Here is an 18592-nt window from a genome sequence, read left to right as displayed (position 1 = left end):
ATTGGTTACTTTATCCATACAAATTCATAGGGGTTTAGATCAATAGTACCCTTTATTTCTCTACCTGTAACTATGTCAATCCCCACAATATTAGGGTTGATTCTTACTGTTTTTGAGTCTACATTTACTATAAATGTTATCTTTTCTTTAGTATGGTCATTATATCTTTCTAATACAAATATATTTTCTCCTAAATCTAAAACCTCTTGAGATGCAAAAGGTGAAAATGCTGAATGTGTTTTTCTAATTTCAACTAATTCCTTTGTTCTATTAAATATAGCCTTTTTTCTTTCATCATTATCTAATTCATTAGATAGCTTGCTAAATTCAAGCTTTTCTCTATTAATTCTTCTATTTATTCCTGACGATTCTAAGCCCTTATAATCATTTCTTGATCCTAATAATGAATGATAGTATATAGCAGGTACTCCTACAAAAGATAGTAATATTGAAATTGAAGCTATTATCTTATTAACTTCATCCTCTAAAGTAATATCTTCATCTATATTTATAATAGCATCATTATAATTAATATTAAGTTCATATACCGACCTACTTCCATCCGCATTATTCTTATAAGAAACTCTTCCTCCATTTTTATTAACCTTATCTACTAAAACTTGTCTTTCACTATCAGTTAAGATTCCTTCTGTTGGTCTCATCCCTATTCCATCATGACTTGATAAGAAGTTAAAATATGTAGCTGTATCAGATACCTTATCTATAGTATTTGCCCACTCTGTTAACTTTTTAGAATTATGGGTTGTAAGAGTGTATAGTACTAGTGGTGGTAACGGAAATTGATATACCATATTTGCTTCATTACTCTTACCTCCAAAGTAACTTATATTTTCACTGTGAGGTACATTAGTCTCCGTTATTATTTGAGTGTTTTCTTTAAAGTAATCAAACAATAGTCTCCAAACCTCAATAACTGCATGGGTTTGAGGGAGATGCATGCAGTTTGTGCCAGACTGCTTCCATAAGAAACCTATAGCATCTAACCTTATTGATGTTGCGCCATTTCTAGCATAGTTTAATAATATATCTGTCATTTCTAATAAAACTGCAAAACATCCAAAGTTCACATCGATTTGGTCTTCACTGAACGTTGTCCATACTGTTTTTATTCCACTTTCTCCTTCATACTTATGGAATAATGGTGATGTTCTAGGCCTTATAACATTTTTAGTATTAAAATTATTATCTTCTTTTATAAAATAATTTTCATATTTTTTTTCATTACTTAAGTAGCCCTTAAACCAGCTACTTGATTTAGAAATGTGATTAGCTACAAAATCAAACATTAATCTATAATCCTCAGATAAATTTTTTATACATCCCCAATCACCTAAATCTTTATTTATTTCCATATAATCAACCACAGAAAATCCATCATCAGAGGTATAAGTAAACATTGGAAGAATGTGAATGTCTGTTATAGTGTTTCCTACCTTTTTATTTAAGAACTTCTTTAAAGTTCTTATTGTTGGAACCCCATCCTCATAGATGCTATCTCCATAAGTTATCAAATATACATTTTTTTCTGAAATAGCATCTGCCTTCGTAAGTCTTATTTCTTCCCACTTATTTATCAGTTTTTCAATTTCATCTTTAAATTCATCTTTATATTCTAATCCATAAATAAACTTTAATTTTTCAACTACAGCGGTAGTTAATTCTAAATTATTCATAAAAACCTCCAGTTCTTATACTATTATCTTTATAGTCACATATCCTCTAGGCTTAACTTTAATTTCTCCATTAACTTCTTCAATCTCTTTTTCATAAAGATTAGTTAACTTTATGGATTTAAACTTATCACAATATAAGTTAACCACTTCTTCACTATATCCTGGATTAAATAATCTTACTATAAATCCATCCTTCTCGTAGGATTCTTTACATACACTTTGTATTATATTTGTGTTATCTATTTTCATTAATGAATATTCATCTCCATTAACATCAAGATTTAATGGAATCTCAAACCTTTCTACTCTCTCTTCAAATAAATTCAGATTCTGCTTTTGGTAACTTGTATATCTTCCAATGAATTTGTCAGCTTGTTTAAATAATTCTTCTGATGAATCCCTTAGGGTTATGGCATATTCAAAATTCATTTTTTTGATCATTTGTGCATCTGGAGTGTAAACAACCTTGTTGTTTATTCCGGAAGCTCTACCTGGTCTCCAGAGTAAATCATCACGTCCAAGTAACCCAACACTTCTAAATAGTGTTAATGCTATCTTTGAATTCTCTAGAATTTCATATTCTTTAATGCCCTTGGTAATAACCCCATAAGTATACTTTTCATCCTTTAACATAACCATATTCTCTAAGGCATATATTGGTACTGGTGCTTCTACAAATCCACTTTCTCTCCAGTTTTTTAGATATTTATTAGTATTACTTCTTTCAATAAAAGAGAATCCCTGGTCACTTAGTGAAGTTGAACTAACTACATTAGTATTTAAAACAACTCTTACTCTATGATCCTTTGCCGTATTATCTATATGATGCTTGATTCTTATAGTGGATTCACCATTTCTAAGCTCTATTTCTGTGTTTACAATTATCTCACAAGATTTATAATTAACTCCTCTATGCTGAATAATCATCTTGTTTATGTTCTTAGATTTTTTAACTTCTAAAAGAATAGCCTCACTTATAACTGTGCGTTCTCCATTTGAAGATGGAGAATAATCGTAAGAATCTCCACAATCTTCACTATCTTCAAAATAGAAGATGTCCGTAACTTCTTCACTTGTTTTTTTATTGATTAATGTAATTGCATTATCCTTTAACCTTATTTTATAGAAGTTATTTTCTATTTCATGGTCATCAATAACCTCTAGTATATTTTCACTGTTTATTTCACCTTCATTAACGATAAGGGTCTTATATCCCAAAGATTTAAGCTCTTCATTTTTTATAATTACTTCACTTCTATAATAGCCAGGAAGCTCTATTTGAGTATCTCCATCAGCACTTGCCACTACTTGCTTTCCGCCACTAATATAATCTCTTTTAACTAAATCAAACTCGGCCGAATTTCCTTCTATTGTATTTAAGTTAAAGTTTTTTTTCACACTAAATATAACTGTTTCAACATTTTCTACTGAGCTATAAACTTTAGTATTAAATAATACAACTATATTTTCATTTCCTACTTTTTTACTAATAGCTGTAGTAATTTGCTTTTTAATTACATTAATTAATCCAGAGCAAATCCTATCAGCCTTCTCGATCCTATTTAAAATCCCTATATTTGTAGCATCAGAATTACATCCACCTATACTATCATGAGCATGAACATCAAATAATGATTTCCACATTATATCTACCCATGGAGTTGGATATTTCAACCCTAAGGAGTTCCCTATAACAGCAAGTGGCTCTAATATATAAAGTATCTTATTTTCCACATCATAGTTAGCTTTTTTAATATCATACCTTTGAGATTTTATAGTATTATGTATCCTTGATTTTTGACAAGCTATTAGTTCTCCTTTTATCTCATTTTCAAAAGATTTATTCATTGTATCCTTCATAAAGTCTTCATAGTTAGACAATATAAACTCATACTTATACTGCTTTTCATTAAGCTCTTTTATAGTTTTTGGAAAATGATTTCTAACTAGAACTTGGTCTCCTCCTGCTGGCAATAATAGATCATCTGAGCCCACATTTAAAGACTCCAACTTTTCTAACATTGGTATAAGTTTTTCTTCTATATATTTATCATCTGTAGTTAGAAATTTACCCGGTCCATAACCCAAGAAAATATTATTAGCCTTAACTCTTTCTCCATCAGGTGATGACCATCTAAAGTTTAAATTATCTTTTAAATCCTCTGTGTATACTCCTCTTTGAAGTATGCTGTCTTCTATATCAAAACCCCTAAATATTGAAGGTAAATATTGATTTTGTCCAAATACATCGGGTAGATATCCTACCGTCATAGAGTGGCCAAATTTATTTCCTAGTCTTGTTCCATATAATAAGTTTCTTATTATTGATTCTTTATTTACAAGCAATGTATCAGTTTGAGTATACCAAGGCCCTACAAATATTCTTCTTTCCTTAATCAATTCTTCTAATTTCACCCTATCTTCTGGATAAAGCACTAAATATTCCTCAACTATTGATAATTGTGCATCTAATGTATAAGAATTAAATTCTGAGTCCTTTTCTAACACTTCAATAAGGTATGGAATGTTTTGGCTTAGTAGTACGTTTGAATCCTCTATTGTAAAGTACCATTCTCTATCCCAATGAGAATGTGGTACTATATATACCTTTTTCTTTTTATTCATATTCTCCTCCTAAATCATAATCCCTAGTGAAAGAACTAAAAGCTATAAATATAGCTTTTAGTTCTTTTATTTATAAAGCTGTCTTTTTCTCGTGTTTTCTAATAATATGATATCTTATAAAAATATTAGCAAAAGCTATGAATAATACACCTACTATTAATCCTATTATGTAAGCCCATAAATTTTCTACTAAAGGCCATCCCCATATTGCTGGTAATGGATTCCATTGAACAGCGCCTAGCGCAACAGCTGTACATGAACCAATTATTGCACCAATTACATTGATTGGAATAGTTATTAATGGATTTTTTAACATAAATGGTATTGCGCCTTCACTAACTGCTATGAGCCCTAACACAATAGATGTATTACCAACAACTCTTAAGTTTTCATCAAATACTCTTCTTCCAACTATATATTTATCTAAAACTGTTGCAAGTCCAAGTCCTATTGGAGGAATTACTATAGATAATACTCTTCCTGTTAAAGGGAATATTTCATCTGCTGCAAGCCCCATAGCTATAGCACCTGCTGCCTTATTTACTGGCCCTCCAAGGTCAAATGCTGTGCAAGCTGCTATTATAGAAGTTAATATTAATGTACTTCCAGTATTAAAAGAAGCAATTAAATTTGATAACCAACCATTTAAACCTCCAAAGACAGGATCAATAACATAGAAATTTAGTACAAAAATAACAAATACGACTATACCTGGTAATAAGAACATTGGCTTCATTGCTCGAAGATTTTTTGGTAACTTGATCTTTTCATTTAAGAACTTGGTTAAGTAACCTGCGACTAAACCAAGAATTAAAGCACCTAAGAATCCTGAAGGTATCCCTCCTTTGATTTCCCAGAAGGTATAATGCAATCCACCGGCAAAAGCACCACCTATAAATCCTGGTACAAGACCCGGTCTATCTGCAATTGAATATGCTACATATGCTGCGAATACTGGATATATAAACTTAAATATTAATGCACCAAACTTATCTAAATAATATAAGAATACGTATAATTGATTTGCGCTTTCTCCTAATTTATTCAAGTTATCTATTTGACCTAGGCCCATAGCCCAAAGTTTTGCTATACCCATCATAAGACCAGCTGCAACTATAACTGGAATCATATAAGAAATACCAGTCATTATAGCTTCCATCATTCCAGCTAAGAAGCCTTTTTTAACACCGCTATCCACAGAGGATTCTGATACAGCTCCACTCTCTACTTTGCCATCTGGATTTTCTAAAACTCTCACAATTAAACCCTTAGCATCCTTTAGTGGTTCTGCTACCTTTACCTTTACAAATGATTTACCATTGTATCTTTCAATGTTTTTAACGGCTATATCACAGGCAAATATTACTCCATCTGCATTTTTTATATCGTCCTGGCTATGTCTATCTTCTATACCGTTAGCGCCTTGCTTTTCAGTAAGCACTCTAACTCCCATTTCCTTACCGGCCTTTTCTAGTGCTTCAGCAGACATATATGTATGAGCTATTCCTGCTGCACAAGATGTAACAGCTAAAACTGTCTTATTATATTCTACAACTTCATTATTAACCTTTTTATAATCTAGCGCCGCTATAAACGCTTTAATATCTTTAGCCTTCTTTAAATTTGTGGTAAAGTCTTCATACATTAAAGCTGATGCAAGTTCACCTAACAATTTTAAATGAGTTGAGCCTTCTTCTGCTTTGGGGATAGCTAATAAAAATACTAATTCAACATCATTATTTTCCGTTACACTTTCCCAATCATTTATAGGACTTTCTAACCTAGCCACTGCAAAAGCTGCTTTATTTACCGAAGTTGATTTACCATGTGGTATTGCAACCCCTCTTTCTAGTCCTGTTGGAGACTGTGATTCCCTCTCCATTACAGTTTTAAAAAATTCTTCTTTTGATGAAAGTATACCTTGATCATAAAGTTTATCTATTAGTTTTTTTATAACTTCTTCTTTTTTTAAAGATTTTTGATTTAAAATGATTAATTCACTATTAGTCATATTTTTTAAATCCATGATCATTCTCCTTTATCATTTTATATATGAGGGCTTATTGATTTGTGAAATCTTTTACATTTACAAGATAATTATTACATAAAGAGATAAACTTTTGTTATACAAAGAAAGTATAATTTTACTTTTCCGCATTATGATGTGTATAATGTAATTATAATATTCGTTATAAAACAACATAAAAATTGGAGGTATTATATTTGAGTGTTGTTGTTAGCTATTTCGCTGATAAGTTAAATTACTTAACTTATGCTGAAAAACATATTTTCTATTACATAGACTCAAACTTAGTTTATATGGTTATGATATAACAGCACGCTCTACTCTTTTGGTTATTATTGACATAATTTTTGCTTATTATATTAATAACACAAAAATAACATAAATAAGGAAAATCGATGATGTAATTAATCTATATAAGCCAATATTAATACGAAATTAAACCCTCTTAATTAAATAAGAGGGTTTAAAATGGAAGTCATCTACGGAATCAGTGGGGTGGATTTTAAAGCGAAGATAGCTTGCTATCAGTTTTATCGAATTTTCCGTTAGCAATCATTATTTTTTCGTCAGCGAATGTAGCTACTTTTGATGAGTGAGTAACGATAATTACACATTTGTCTTGCTGCCTTGCTAGTTCTAAAAAAATCTTCATTATGCCTTCTTCTGTGTCTTTATCAAGGTTACCTGTTGGCTCATCAGCTAAAATTATATCTGGATTATATGATAATGCTCTTGCTATTGCAACTCTTTGCTGTTCACCACCAGAAAGCTTTAGGACTCTACGCTTTGATTTTGTTTCATCAAGTTCTAAATTTGATAACATATTTAGAGCAATTTCATTTTTATTTTCTAGTTTCTTTCCAGATACATCAAGTGATAATACCACATTTTCCTGTGCTGTCAGTTGAGGCAACAAATTGTATCCTTGAAATATAACTCCCACCATTCGGCTCCTATATTGGTATTTATCTATTTTTTTAATATCCTTACCATCATATAAAATCTTCCCTTCAGTTGGAGTAGTTAACCCCGATAATACAGATAAAAGCGTACTTTTGCCTGCACCTGATTTGCCAATAATTGCATAGATCTTGCCCTTTTCAAATTCAAAATTAATATCATTTAAAATCTTTTGATTATTACCATCATAAGAATAAGACAAATTTTCAAGTTTTAATATACTCATATACCTCTCCCCCTAATTCCTATTTGATAATATCTTAAGCGGTTCATAGCGTAAGATGAATATCGTTGCTCCACAACTACTAATTATTGTAAGTAATATACCAATTCCAATTAACTGCAATATTACTTTAATATCAGTTGCTGCCGTTATATTTTTAATATAGCTGACATCGTTATTTTTTGAAGAATTTCGAATTTGAACACTTCCTCCAGCTTGACCCATTCCCGGTCTTCCGAAATTTTCATTTTGGGTGGATTGCTGTGTTTGAGCTGATGTTACTTGGCTTTCAAGTAATGTGTTTGCAATTGGTACAGAAGCTATTGCTCCAATTGATGTCCCAATAATTATTGCAACAAAAGTAACTAAAAATAGCTCTATAACAAACTGAAATGCAACTTTTATTTTTTTCATTCCAATAGCAGTCAATACTCCTACCTCATATTTGCGTTCACGAATATTAAAAATGTTAAGTACAACTAAAATTGTTCCACCGATTAAAAAAACAAGTAAAAGAAATATGTCTGCAAATTTGTTTAAATTCTTAAGTGGAACTAAGCTTTGCTCGTAATTGGTTACATCTTCTGATGTAACAGTATAGTCTTTGGATAGTCCAAGTGATACCACATCAGTTTTAAAGTTATTAAATTGTTCTATATTTGAAAAAGAATATATACCACTAGTTTGGTATCTTAAAGCTGTTGTAGTTTCGGTTTCATTCTGATCAGTAGCTTTTTGCGCCTTATTTTCTGAGTTATTAGTAATTGCTTTTAGTGTGTTGTAGTTTGTATAAATATAATTTGCAGGATCCTGCGATGCGGAAAATCTCATCATTTTATTATCGCTTGTAGCGGTTGTGCTATAAATGCCCTTTATGGTGAGTTCATATGTTTCCGTACTTAAATTAGGGTTTGATAACTTTATTTTATCACCAACCTTCAAATTGTTAAAAGTTGAAAGTGTATCACTTATTAGGCAGGAGTTATCTGCTTTATCAAATGAAAAAACCTCACCAGATGTAATTTTATTTGTGCCATTTACAAATGATGTCATTGCATTTTCTGTGTTATATCCCATAATTGTGAAATCGCCCTGTTGTCCCATACCCCCAAAGCCTTTTTTGTCACCAATGACAACTTTAAATCCATTTGTATCTCCGGTTGTCGTGGTCTCAGTTTCAGTGTATGGCTCGATGCCATCACTTTTTGAAATAGAACTTTCTAATGAGTAATTAAAATCTTTAACATAGCTTGAATTTGAGTATTTTTGCATTTCAGCTAAGGTAATAGCCGGATTGTTTTGCATAAGCTGACGTAATTCCTGTCCGTCATTCTTAGCTTGTTCTTGGATTTTTGTCATATCAACTCCAATTGTGGCTGTAATTGATAGGTCTTTTAGTCCCTCATTCTGGGCAGTTTTTGCTGCTTGTTTAATAGATAAAGCAACACAGCTAGAAACTGCGATTACAAGCGCAATAATTCCTATTAATATATTTCGACCTAGATTTCTCGAAATATTTTTAAGTGCATTTTTGAAAATATACATAGTGACTAATCATCTCCTTCTTTAATTCTAATTATATTTAACAGTTGTGATGTTTTTGTGAGCTTTTAAAAAAAATCTGCTTAACGCCTAAGCGTTAAGCAGATTAAATTATTAATTTGTGCTTTTCAAAGAAAACCAGAATTCAACGCCACCATCATGATTTATAACACCATAATCGCCTTCATGAGCGTTAATAATTGTTTTAACAATGTAAAGCCCTAATCCGACATTGTTTTCGTCATTTCTTGTTCTTGCTTGATCCGTCCTATAAAAGCTGTCCCATATCTTGTCGATATTCTCAATAGGAATATTTATGCCCTCATTATATATTGAAAACACCACATTTTCTTGTTGTTTCTTAACAGATATCTTAACCATATTATTTGGTTTTGTGTGTGAAAGTGCGTTTATCATATAATTTTTCATCACTTGCTCTAAGTGTATTTTATCACCACTAACGCAACAATCATTTTCAAAATGCGTACTATAGATAATATCTTTTTTTGCAAATAATACATGGTTTTTTGCAGTAAGAAGTGATGCAAATTCTCCTAATTCAATATTTTCTTTTTTTAATTTAACCAAATTATTTTCAATACTTGAAATATCAAGTAAGCTCTTAACAAGCTGATCCATTTTTTGGCTTTCATCAATAATTACATCATAATAAAAGGTTTTATCGATACCCTCTACATCATTTTTTAACATTTCGGAATACCCCAATAATAATGATAGTGGGGTTTTTAACTCATGGGAAACATTTGCAATAAATTCTCTTCTCATTTTTTCTATTTGCTTTTGGTAATCAATACCCTTTTGCAGGACTTGATTTGCGCTTGTAAGCTTTGAAATCATTTGTGAAAGTGTATTCGACATGATATTAATGTTCTTAGCTAACCTTCCTATTTCATCATCAGGCAAATTTTCATCTGCTTTTTTCGTAAAATTCAAAATAGCTACATTTCGTGCCACTTCATCAATTTGTTTAATAGGTTTACTGAATTTCGAAGCAAATATATATGCTGCAAATCCACCAAATAGTAATGCAAAAATAGAAATAAACACACTAAATTTAGCGAGAATTTTTGCGCTCTGTTCAACTCCAGAAATGGGTGTTTCAATTACAATGAATCGTTTTCCATTTTTCGAATTTATTATTCCGTGAAGCATTAAGCTTTCTTCATTTGTTCTATAGTTCACCTGTAACTCAGCGCGTGGATTTTCAGAAAATATTACTCTACCATTTTCACTTTTAAAACGAAGAGGTGCATTTAGTGGAAATGGATTATTTCCCCCATAACTATTATAAATAACATTATTTAATTTATCTAAAATTGTAATTTTTAAATTATCAGTTTCTTCGCGGTGGTTTACGATATTGTATAAATTTGTATCATCATCACTGTAATTTTGATTGATTTGACTAAATAGTTGCTCAATTACATTGCTTTTTTGTGCCTTAAAATATGGATTTGCTAAAAATATATTGAATATTACTTGTAATATTACAATTGAAAAAATAATTAGCCCAACAAATATAGTAACTTTAGTTTTAATTGTCTTATTCATTTTTCACCTCAAAGCGATAACCAACGCCATGGACGGTTTTGATATATTGGCAATTGAATACAAGTTTTGATCTTAATTGCTTTATGTGTGTATCAACTGTTCTTGCATCGCCTACATAATCATAATTCCAAACCGCATCTAAAATTTGTTCTCTGGCTAACACTAGTTCATTGTTTTCAATAAAGTATAAAAGTAAATCGTATTCTTTGGGTGTAAGGTCTAATTTTTCATTGGCACAAACTACTTCTTTTTTTAACTTATCAACGGATATATTGCCTATAACAACATTTTCGACCTTTCGCTTACCAGTTCTTTTTAATACAGCTTCAAGTCGTGCAAGAAGTAATGACGGCGAAAAAGGTTTAGATATATAATCATCTGCACCAAATTTAAATCCAGCCAATTGATCATATTCCTCGCCCTTAGCAGTAAGCATAATAATTGGAGTAATCGAGTCTTCACGAATTTCAGAAAGAACATCAAATCCATTCTTCATTGGCATCATTACGTCTAATAAAATTAAATCTATCTTACTGTTATTAGAATAAAATATTTCCATCGCTTCTTTTCCATTGCTTGCTTCAAGTATCTCATATTTATGACTAACGAGAAAGTCCTTAAGCATTCGTCTAATTCTACTTTCATCATCAACAATAAGAATCAGACCCTTTATTACGTCCATTATTATCACCACCTTAAAATGATAGTATACCATAACTATGATAAAAATATGAGAAGTAAACATTAGTCACTACAGCCCTTTTTTAGGTGACTGTCCCATAGACATTACTACAATTAGTAACGTAGTGAACAATTTTTGTTTGTTAATTATCAAGATTCAGATTCCTATAATGGATATAATAAAGGAAGCGCTTTAATAATTTTACAAATTAATGAAATAAAAGTATACTAAAATTGTGTAAATCTAAACTATACATATATGGATAAAATTCCATATATAAGATGATGTATGAAATTAATTTATAAAGGGTGAGTAAGATGAATGATAATATAAGCGTATTAGTAGTGGAAGATGATATAGATATAAATAATTTATTATGTGAAATATTGAGAAGGCATGGATATCATGTAAAAACTGCATATTCAGGATCGGAAGCAAGAATGTGTATAAATCAGTATGATTTTCACATTATCTTATTAGATTTAATGATACCGGGTATATCTGGGGAGGAGCTTATATCAATCATAAGAAAAATTAAAACTATGCCAATAATAGTTTTATCTGCAAAGACAGCACAGGATACAAAAATAGAAGTACTAAGACTAGGTGCAGATGATTTTGTGTCCAAGCCTTTTGATGTAAATGAAATTCTAGCAAGGGTTGAATCACAACTCAGAAGATATATGATATTTTCTAATAAAAGTAAAAGCGAAAATATTTTAAAGTATAAAGATTTAATTTTAAATAGTGAAGCAGTAGAGGCACTAGTTAAAGGCGAAAATATTAACATTACACCAAGAGAGTTTCACATATTAGAAATGTTAATGTCTTACCCAAACAAGGTGTTTACTAAAGCAAATATATTTGAGACTGTATGGAATGATGAGTTTTTTGGTGATGATAACACTGTAAATGTTCATGTAAGCAATATTCGCTCGAAAATAACAAAAATTGATCCAGATAGTGAGTATATTCATACAGTATGGGGAATTGGTTATAAAATGAGCTAGAAATCTTAATACTTTATTAAGGATTTACTTAAGGTTTCTTATACTTTAAGTACTATTATAAATATATAAGATAAGGGGAGGGAATTTAATGGGGGATATAATTTTAAAAACAAAAAAATTAACTAAAAAGTATGGTAAGGACTTTGCCGTAAATAATGTTGATTTAGAATTAAAACAAGGGGATATTTACGGACTTGTAGGTAAGAACGGTGCAGGAAAAACAACAATTCTTAGGATGATATCTGGATTATCTATACCAACAAGCGGAGAAATAGAACTTTTTAATGAAGTATCAAAAGCCGGTTTAAATAATTCAAGGAAAAAGCTTGGATGCATGGTTGAAACACCAAGTTTTTTCAAGTATTTATCAGCAAAGAAAAATTTGGAATACTATAGATTGCAAAGGGGCGTTGTAGAAAAAGAATGTGTGGATAAGGCAATTAAAATGGTAGGTCTTGAGGATGCGGGCAAGAAAAAATTCAAAAATTTTTCACTTGGCATGAAACAACGATTAGGGCTCGCGCTAGCTATAATGACAAGTCCTGACTTACTAATCTTAGATGAACCTACCAACGGTCTTGACCCTACTGGAATAATAGAATTAAGAGAACTCTTATTAAGATTTAATAGAGAAAGAAATACGACAATAATTATATCTAGCCATATATTAAGTGAGCTATCTCAACTTGCAAATACCTATGGATTTATTAATAAGGGCGAGTTTGTAGAGCAAATATCTGCAAAGAATCTAGAAGAGAAATGTAGACGGTACCTATTAATTAAAGTAGATGATACCTCAAAAGCCACCGTTATAATAGAAAATAAGCTAGGATCTATGGAATATGAAGTGTTAAATAGAAATGAAATTAGATTATATCAGCATATAGATACTCCAGAGAGAGTGTCAGAGGCGCTTATTAATAATGGAATTAAGCTATTTTCAATTAATAACAGTGGTGTGAATTTAGAAGAGTATTTTGTAAATTTAATTGGGGGTAATAAACATGATTAATTATATAAAAGCTGAACTTTATAGAAGTTTTAATAGAGTATATTTTTGGGCTTATACAGCTTCTATAGGTATTTTAGCTATATGGGCTAATGTTATGATTTTAAATGTACATTGTCATATTCCCACTGATAGTATTAATAGTATGTTTGATAAGTTCATTATGTCAACTCTTATTATTCCAATATTTTTAGTAGTTGGACTTGTAGATATGATTACATCGGAGGAAAACAAAAATGAAACACTTAGAAATGTTGTGGTTTTTGGAGTTACAAGAAGTAAAATAATTTTATCAAAGCTTATAACTACAGTTATCCTTGCATTTATAGCAGAAATTATTATATTAGTTTTGTATTTTGGGAGCGCATTTGTAGTATTTGGAGTAAATAATGAACTAATTGTTACTATAATAAGGTTTTGTCAAAAATCATTAGTAGCCACGCCTCTATGGATAGCAGCTATAGCAATATGTACTTTCTTAGCTGTTATTATTAAAAATAATACTATTTTTGCATTTGTCTATTCTGGAATATTTATATTTACAGACAGGATTATTATGATGCTTTCATTCTTTGTTTCTGATAAGTTTAAATACCTGGAAAATATTCTTATTACAAAAAAAATAAATGAAATTTCAACATCATCGTTAACAAGCGAAACTATAATATCCTCGGTTTTAATGGGAGTTATTTATACGTTAGTATTTACAATCATAACTATAGTGTATTTTGAAAAAAAGGAAATTAAATAAATTAGTTTAGCATAAGCTATGCTAGATATTAGATGAAGGGGTGATATTTATGCAAAGATTAATAATAATTTTATTACTAGCTGTGGTAGTCATATCTGTTACCCTTTATGTTTTATTGTATAGTGAAATTAAAAGTATAAACAGCCAATTAAACAAAATTAATAAGACTAAGACTAATTCCAAAATACTATTATCTTGTGATAATAAGCAATTGCGTGGGTTAGCACTAGGAATAAACAAAAATCTAGAAGAAAAACAAAAGTCACAAGCTAAATATAAAAAGATGGATTTAGAGCTTAGAAAAGCTATTTCAAATATATCTCATGATTTAAGGACTCCATTAACTTCAATAATGGGGTATATGCAATTAATTGATAATAATAGTTTATCTGAAGATGAAAATAAGAAATATATAGATATAGTAAAAAACAGAACAAAATCCTTAGAATCCTTAATAACTAGTTTTTATGATTTATCAAGACTAGAAGGTAATGAATATAAATTTGATATGAAATCATTAAACTTAAATAATATATTGTGTGAATGCGTGGCTTCATTTTATAATGATTTTTTAAATTGCGAAGTGGAACCTAAAATTGATATAGAAGAAAAACCTTATTTTATTATAGGAGATGAAGTCGAAGTTAAGAGAGTGTTTTCAAATCTAATGCAAAACATTATTAAATATGGTGAAGGATATGCAGCTACCTCTTTAAAACGCAGTAATGATTACATTGTTACAATATTTCAAAATGCTGCCCCAAATTTAAGTGATGAAGATGCGAAGCGTTTATTTGAACGATTTTTTACAGCAGATAGAGCAAGAACAGGGAAAAGTACAGGGATTGGACTTGCTATAACAAAACAACTAGTTGAACAAATGGGGCATGAAATTTCAGTGGAACTAGTAGAAGGAAATCTCAGCATAATAATAAGGTGGAAATGTTTAAAGTCTATTACAGAGTAGATAGTCATAATTTAAAGTAAGGCATCTTCAAGAAAATAACAAGCCACCTTCTGGCTTGTTATTTTTTGATTATATAGGAAACAGCTTTCGGAAAACAATGTGGATAACTTTTTTCATCTATATAATATATATTTAATGTAATATACACCTTTATTAAAATAACCAATTTGGTAAGTAATATAATATATGTAATTTAACGACAGTTAAACACATATATAGTATACTTAGGATGGTATAAACTGCAACTATGTTAAAATATAATAAGTTGATAGTGTTAACTAATCTATGAAAAAACAAGATTAAAAATTTTGGAATTTAAATTGCACCTTGAAAAGTGAAAATATACCTTAAAGGAATGAAATATTAGTTTTGTCTTCATCAAAACCTTGTAATTTTTTTGGTAAATAAAAAAAGTCAGCAAAAATATACCTAATCAGATTGTTCCTTTTTTACGGAACCCTGCCGGGTAAGAAAATTCAAACTATATTAAAAGGTAAATTCACTTATACAACCTGTTTTTCTATTATAAGTTGCTGTGAAAGTTCGATTAACTTTTGCCATTTTGCTGGCATAGTAGAAATCTTTTCAAGTTCAGGGATTGAGTTCAATGGTCCCCAATAAGCGTAGCTATGTGGGCGGAGAAAGTTGTAATATGCTACAAACAACGCCAAGTGCGTGTTGGAACCTTCTTCACTACCAAAGCCATTTGTAACCCTATAGGAAAATTTAAATGTTCTGTTGAGACGCTCTATTATTTGTTTAAGCCAACGATATTCGGTTGAAATAGGATCAGAGTTAGTAAGACCAATTACTTGGATTACATCGAAGTCCATGCCGTTAAGTTTAAACTGTTGCTCAGCAAGCTTATATGCAGTATAGCCATCAGCAACGAATTTAAGTGACTTGCCGGGAAACTCTTTGAACTTATCGAAAGCCATACGCATAGTCAAAATGCAAGGGCCAGTATCACGGCTAAAAGACGCTTGGTATCCTAAAATTGATTTCTTGATAGCGTCCATAACAAGCCAAACATATTGATGGACTCCTTTGACTTTAGTATAAGTTTCATCAGCAGCGAGGTAATCAGTAGGCTTATAGTCATAATTATCGACAAAGGGTTTAACTAAAGCGGCAGCTGTGACGGCGTATCTGCTAACCATGACATGAGATATTTTAACTCCATGTATTTCCCAAAGAGCAAGCGCCGTACGGCGTGTAGATAATCCTAAATTAATGTTATATGTTAGACATAGGCCCATTACATGAGACGAAAAATTTCTGAAATTTAGGCTAGTAGCACCTTTTGGCATAGAAGATAAATCTACATCAAAATAATTCGTTGTAAACTCACGATAAATGTAATGCAGTTTAAATCTGTGCTTATCTTTCTTGTATTCTTTAATATCTTCAAGAGAAAGCCTTGAAAGAGAATTCAGGTAATAATTACATTTTTTATTAACACATTTATGGATATAAAAGTTTTTACGGTCCTTCTTCTTACTTAAAGAGTGTCCACAAAATGGGCAAAGGAAGCTCTCAGTTTTAAAATTAACCTTATTTTTGTTGAAATGCAGATCACAAACTTTGCACCAAAGCTGCCCACGGCCTCCAGCGTTATCGTAGATATAGATGTGCGGAGCGCCACATTGAGGGCAGATGGTCTCTGGGGATACTGGATATTTACCACGAGAATTGACAGGTTTTTTATCCTTACCATGAGAGGTTTTATACTCATCTAATAGTTGATTATAATTAAGCTTTTCAAAAGTTTTGATAGTAGGCAATTTGTCTACAGTAAGTTTTTTATATTTAGGACTTGTCATATCGTATTTTGGAACTTTTAGCGGTATATTTTTAGCAATAAAAATAAGTAATTGTTTAATTTGAGAAAGTAATACTTGATTATAGGTAACTAACATTGATATAATTGTACTCACAATGACACCTTCCTTTTGGTATTTTGTTGAGTTCAGATACAACAATTATATCAAATAGAGGGGGGCATTGTTTTTTTATTTTAAAAACAACTTAAATCCTTGCAAATTCAAGGATTTATATAAAAAAAGTAAAGATAGTGTTTACACTATCAATAAGTTAGAGGGTGTTATAATATGAAATTTTTAAAAAATATAGAAAATCAAGCGATAACTGTTAAACAAATGACTATAATTAAAGCTTTTCTTGTAATGCTTACAGCAATTTTATTGGAGATATTAGGTCAAATACCCATAGAAATTTTAAATTTATTTTTTAAACGTTTTACAAAAGTAGCCCCCTATTTGAAATTTGTTACAGGAGTGTTAGTTAAATATTTTATTATTACTCTTTTATTAAAGTGGCATAGTAAAGATTCCTGTGAAAAAATTCATAAAAAAAGTTTTAATAGAAAGAATTTTATTTATGTTGCTTTAATAATTATAGGCTTTCGTATAGTATATGATAATAGTTTAATTTACTGGGTTAATAAGATACCTATGCCTGATTTTATAAATCAAGCATTTGAGGAGCTGGCGATGTCACCTATTATAATGATACTTAGTGCTGTTGTTATAGCACCTATATATGAAGAAATTGTTTTTAGAGGGATATTGCTAAGGGGTATGGCTAACAAAATAAATCCAACATTAGCACTTATAGTATCAGCCTTATTTTTTGCGTTGATGCATATGAATATTCCCCAGGGCATAAATGCATTTTTGCTAGGATTAATTATTGGATCTATATATTTGAATACAGGTTCAATTTATTTAAGTATATTTGCACACTTTATAAATAATTCTACGGCAATCTCAATTTCAGGAGCCTTCCAATTAATAAGCGGAAAGTATGCTACATTAATTCATGGTACAGCTTTTATTGTAGGAAGCATAATTTTAATTGTTGCCTACAGATGGCTTAATCAAAATAAACCAGGAAATAAGCTAGATATATACAAAGAATCTATAGAAATATAATATTAGGCCACAAAACAAAATCCTCCATTATAAAGATAATTATCTTTATAGTGGAGGATTTTGTGAATTTTATTACTTTAAAGAAAGATACAATTATTACTTAAGGGTATAGGGAAATATTGATATGAACAAAAAAATGACGGATTAATTATAAGAAATTGCAGAATATCTTTACAAAATTGCGTTTAGGCTAATGCCTAACCTATACGGAGATATATTATCAGATATGGCAGCGGGGTTAATTGGTGGGCTAGGACTAGTTCCAGGTGCAAATATTGGAGAAGAAGGTGCGGTTTTTGAGCCAGCTCATGGATCTGCTCCAGATATAGCTGGTTTAAACTTAGCAAATCCTACTGCGTGTATTCTATCAGGTGTCATGATGCTAAGATTTATAGGAGAAGTAGAAGCGGCAAATAAAATAGAGAAAGCTGTGGATGATGTTTTAAAAGAAGGCAAACATTTAACTTGTGATTTAGGTGGAAATACTGGAACTCGCGAGTTCGCTGAAGCTATCATTGAAAAAATGGGGAAATAAAATAATTAACAACAAATAACTCATGAGCAACTTGCTCATGAG

Annotated in this window: 13 protein-coding genes and 1 pseudogene; 6 read left to right on the top strand and 8 right to left on the bottom strand. The window is 30.5% G+C overall.

Features of this window, described 5'->3' with window-relative positions; all coding sequences use genetic code 11:
* Positions 1 to 5: 5 nt before the first annotated feature.
* The 7 genes from ACWJJT_RS10195 to ACWJJT_RS10165 form a co-directional block, all read right to left on the bottom strand.
* Positions 6 to 1694, bottom strand: coding sequence for a sugar phosphorylase (locus ACWJJT_RS10195; RefSeq protein WP_462954660.1), 1689 nt, complete (start codon positions 1692 to 1694; stop codon positions 6 to 8).
* A 15-nt stretch (positions 1695 to 1709) separates the two neighbouring features.
* Positions 1710 to 4319, bottom strand: coding sequence for a glycoside hydrolase family 38 N-terminal domain-containing protein (locus tag ACWJJT_RS10190; protein ID WP_462954659.1), 2610 nt, complete (start codon positions 4317 to 4319; stop codon positions 1710 to 1712).
* Between the two features lie 70 nt (positions 4320 to 4389).
* The gene (locus tag ACWJJT_RS10185; protein ID WP_462954658.1) at positions 4390 to 6345 is read right to left on the bottom strand and encodes a fructose-specific PTS transporter subunit EIIC; all 1956 of its coding nucleotides are present in this window, start codon (positions 6343 to 6345) and stop codon (positions 4390 to 4392) included.
* 502 nt (positions 6346 to 6847) lie between these two features.
* Positions 6848 to 7531, bottom strand: a complete 684-nt coding sequence (locus ACWJJT_RS10180; protein ID WP_462954657.1) for an ABC transporter ATP-binding protein — start codon at positions 7529 to 7531, stop codon at positions 6848 to 6850.
* A gap of 12 nt (positions 7532 to 7543) precedes the next feature.
* The gene (locus ACWJJT_RS10175; protein ID WP_462954656.1) at positions 7544 to 9073 is read right to left on the bottom strand and encodes an ABC transporter permease; all 1530 of its coding nucleotides are present in this window, start codon (positions 9071 to 9073) and stop codon (positions 7544 to 7546) included.
* Positions 9074 to 9184: 111 nt separating this feature from the next.
* Positions 9185 to 10642, bottom strand: a complete 1458-nt coding sequence (locus ACWJJT_RS10170) for a sensor histidine kinase (protein ID WP_462954655.1) — start codon at positions 10640 to 10642, stop codon at positions 9185 to 9187.
* The gene (locus ACWJJT_RS10165) at positions 10635 to 11324 is read right to left on the bottom strand and encodes a response regulator transcription factor (RefSeq protein WP_462954654.1); all 690 of its coding nucleotides are present in this window, start codon (positions 11322 to 11324) and stop codon (positions 10635 to 10637) included. Before ACWJJT_RS10165 ends, ACWJJT_RS10170 begins: the two co-directional genes overlap by 8 nt.
* Before the next feature lie 317 nt (positions 11325 to 11641).
* Here ACWJJT_RS10165 and ACWJJT_RS10160 point away from each other — a divergent pair, with 317 nt between their 5' ends.
* The 4 genes from ACWJJT_RS10160 (at position 11642) to ACWJJT_RS10145 (ending at position 15061) form a co-directional block, all read left to right on the top strand.
* Positions 11642 to 12334, top strand: coding sequence for a response regulator transcription factor (locus ACWJJT_RS10160; protein ID WP_462954653.1), 693 nt, complete (start codon positions 11642 to 11644; stop codon positions 12332 to 12334).
* An 88-nt stretch (positions 12335 to 12422) separates the two neighbouring features.
* Positions 12423 to 13346 carry an ATP-binding cassette domain-containing protein gene (locus ACWJJT_RS10155; protein WP_462954652.1) on the top strand — a complete coding sequence of 308 codons (924 nt, stop codon included), beginning with the start codon at positions 12423 to 12425 and terminating at the stop codon, positions 13344 to 13346.
* Positions 13339 to 14094, top strand: a complete 756-nt coding sequence (locus ACWJJT_RS10150; RefSeq protein WP_462954651.1) for an ABC transporter permease subunit — start codon at positions 13339 to 13341, stop codon at positions 14092 to 14094. The genes ACWJJT_RS10155 and ACWJJT_RS10150 overlap by 8 nt, the downstream gene beginning before the upstream one ends.
* A gap of 49 nt (positions 14095 to 14143) precedes the next feature.
* Positions 14144 to 15061 carry a sensor histidine kinase gene (locus ACWJJT_RS10145; protein WP_462954650.1) on the top strand — a complete coding sequence of 306 codons (918 nt, stop codon included), beginning with the start codon at positions 14144 to 14146 and terminating at the stop codon, positions 15059 to 15061.
* A 503-nt stretch (positions 15062 to 15564) separates the two neighbouring features.
* Here ACWJJT_RS10145 and ACWJJT_RS10140 read toward each other — a convergent pair.
* On the bottom strand, positions 15565 to 16998 hold the full coding sequence (locus tag ACWJJT_RS10140) for a DDE-type integrase/transposase/recombinase (RefSeq protein WP_258280699.1): 1434 nt from the start codon (positions 16996 to 16998) through the stop codon (positions 15565 to 15567).
* A 174-nt stretch (positions 16999 to 17172) separates the two neighbouring features.
* Here ACWJJT_RS10140 and ACWJJT_RS10135 point away from each other — a divergent pair, with 174 nt between their 5' ends.
* Both ACWJJT_RS10135 and ACWJJT_RS10130 read left to right on the top strand, forming a co-directional pair.
* The gene (locus tag ACWJJT_RS10135) at positions 17173 to 18015 is read left to right on the top strand and encodes a CPBP family intramembrane glutamic endopeptidase (RefSeq protein ID WP_165412924.1); all 843 of its coding nucleotides are present in this window, start codon (positions 17173 to 17175) and stop codon (positions 18013 to 18015) included.
* 190 nt (positions 18016 to 18205) lie between these two features.
* A pseudogene (locus ACWJJT_RS10130) lies at positions 18206 to 18550 on the top strand (isocitrate/isopropylmalate family dehydrogenase); the annotation flags it as partial.
* Between the last annotated feature and the right edge of the window lie 42 nt (positions 18551 to 18592).

It is taken from the genome of Clostridium sp. CM041 (assembly GCF_055081035.1).
Note: the sequence above shows the minus strand (reverse complement) of the source record. Positions and strands in the feature narration are given on the sequence as shown.

Coding starts and splice junctions, on each gene's coding strand:
- ACWJJT_RS10195 (WP_462954660.1), bottom strand. CDS start 1,694: ATGAATAATTTAGAATTAACTACCGCTGTAGTTGAAAAATTAAAGTTT.
- ACWJJT_RS10190 (WP_462954659.1), bottom strand. CDS start 4,319: ATGAATAAAAAGAAAAAGGTATATATAGTACCACATTCTCATTGGGAT.
- ACWJJT_RS10185 (WP_462954658.1), bottom strand. CDS start 6,345: ATGGATTTAAAAAATATGACTAATAGTGAATTAATCATTTTAAATCAA.
- ACWJJT_RS10180 (WP_462954657.1), bottom strand. CDS start 7,531: ATGAGTATATTAAAACTTGAAAATTTGTCTTATTCTTATGATGGTAAT.
- ACWJJT_RS10175 (WP_462954656.1), bottom strand. CDS start 9,073: ATGTATATTTTCAAAAATGCACTTAAAAATATTTCGAGAAATCTAGGT.
- ACWJJT_RS10170 (WP_462954655.1), bottom strand. CDS start 10,642: ATGAATAAGACAATTAAAACTAAAGTTACTATATTTGTTGGGCTAATT.
- ACWJJT_RS10165 (WP_462954654.1), bottom strand. CDS start 11,324: ATGGACGTAATAAAGGGTCTGATTCTTATTGTTGATGATGAAAGTAGA.
- ACWJJT_RS10160 (WP_462954653.1), top strand. CDS start 11,642: ATGAATGATAATATAAGCGTATTAGTAGTGGAAGATGATATAGATATA.
- ACWJJT_RS10155 (WP_462954652.1), top strand. CDS start 12,423: ATGGGGGATATAATTTTAAAAACAAAAAAATTAACTAAAAAGTATGGT.
- ACWJJT_RS10150 (WP_462954651.1), top strand. CDS start 13,339: ATGATTAATTATATAAAAGCTGAACTTTATAGAAGTTTTAATAGAGTA.
- ACWJJT_RS10145 (WP_462954650.1), top strand. CDS start 14,144: ATGCAAAGATTAATAATAATTTTATTACTAGCTGTGGTAGTCATATCT.
- ACWJJT_RS10135 (WP_165412924.1), top strand. CDS start 17,173: ATGAAATTTTTAAAAAATATAGAAAATCAAGCGATAACTGTTAAACAA.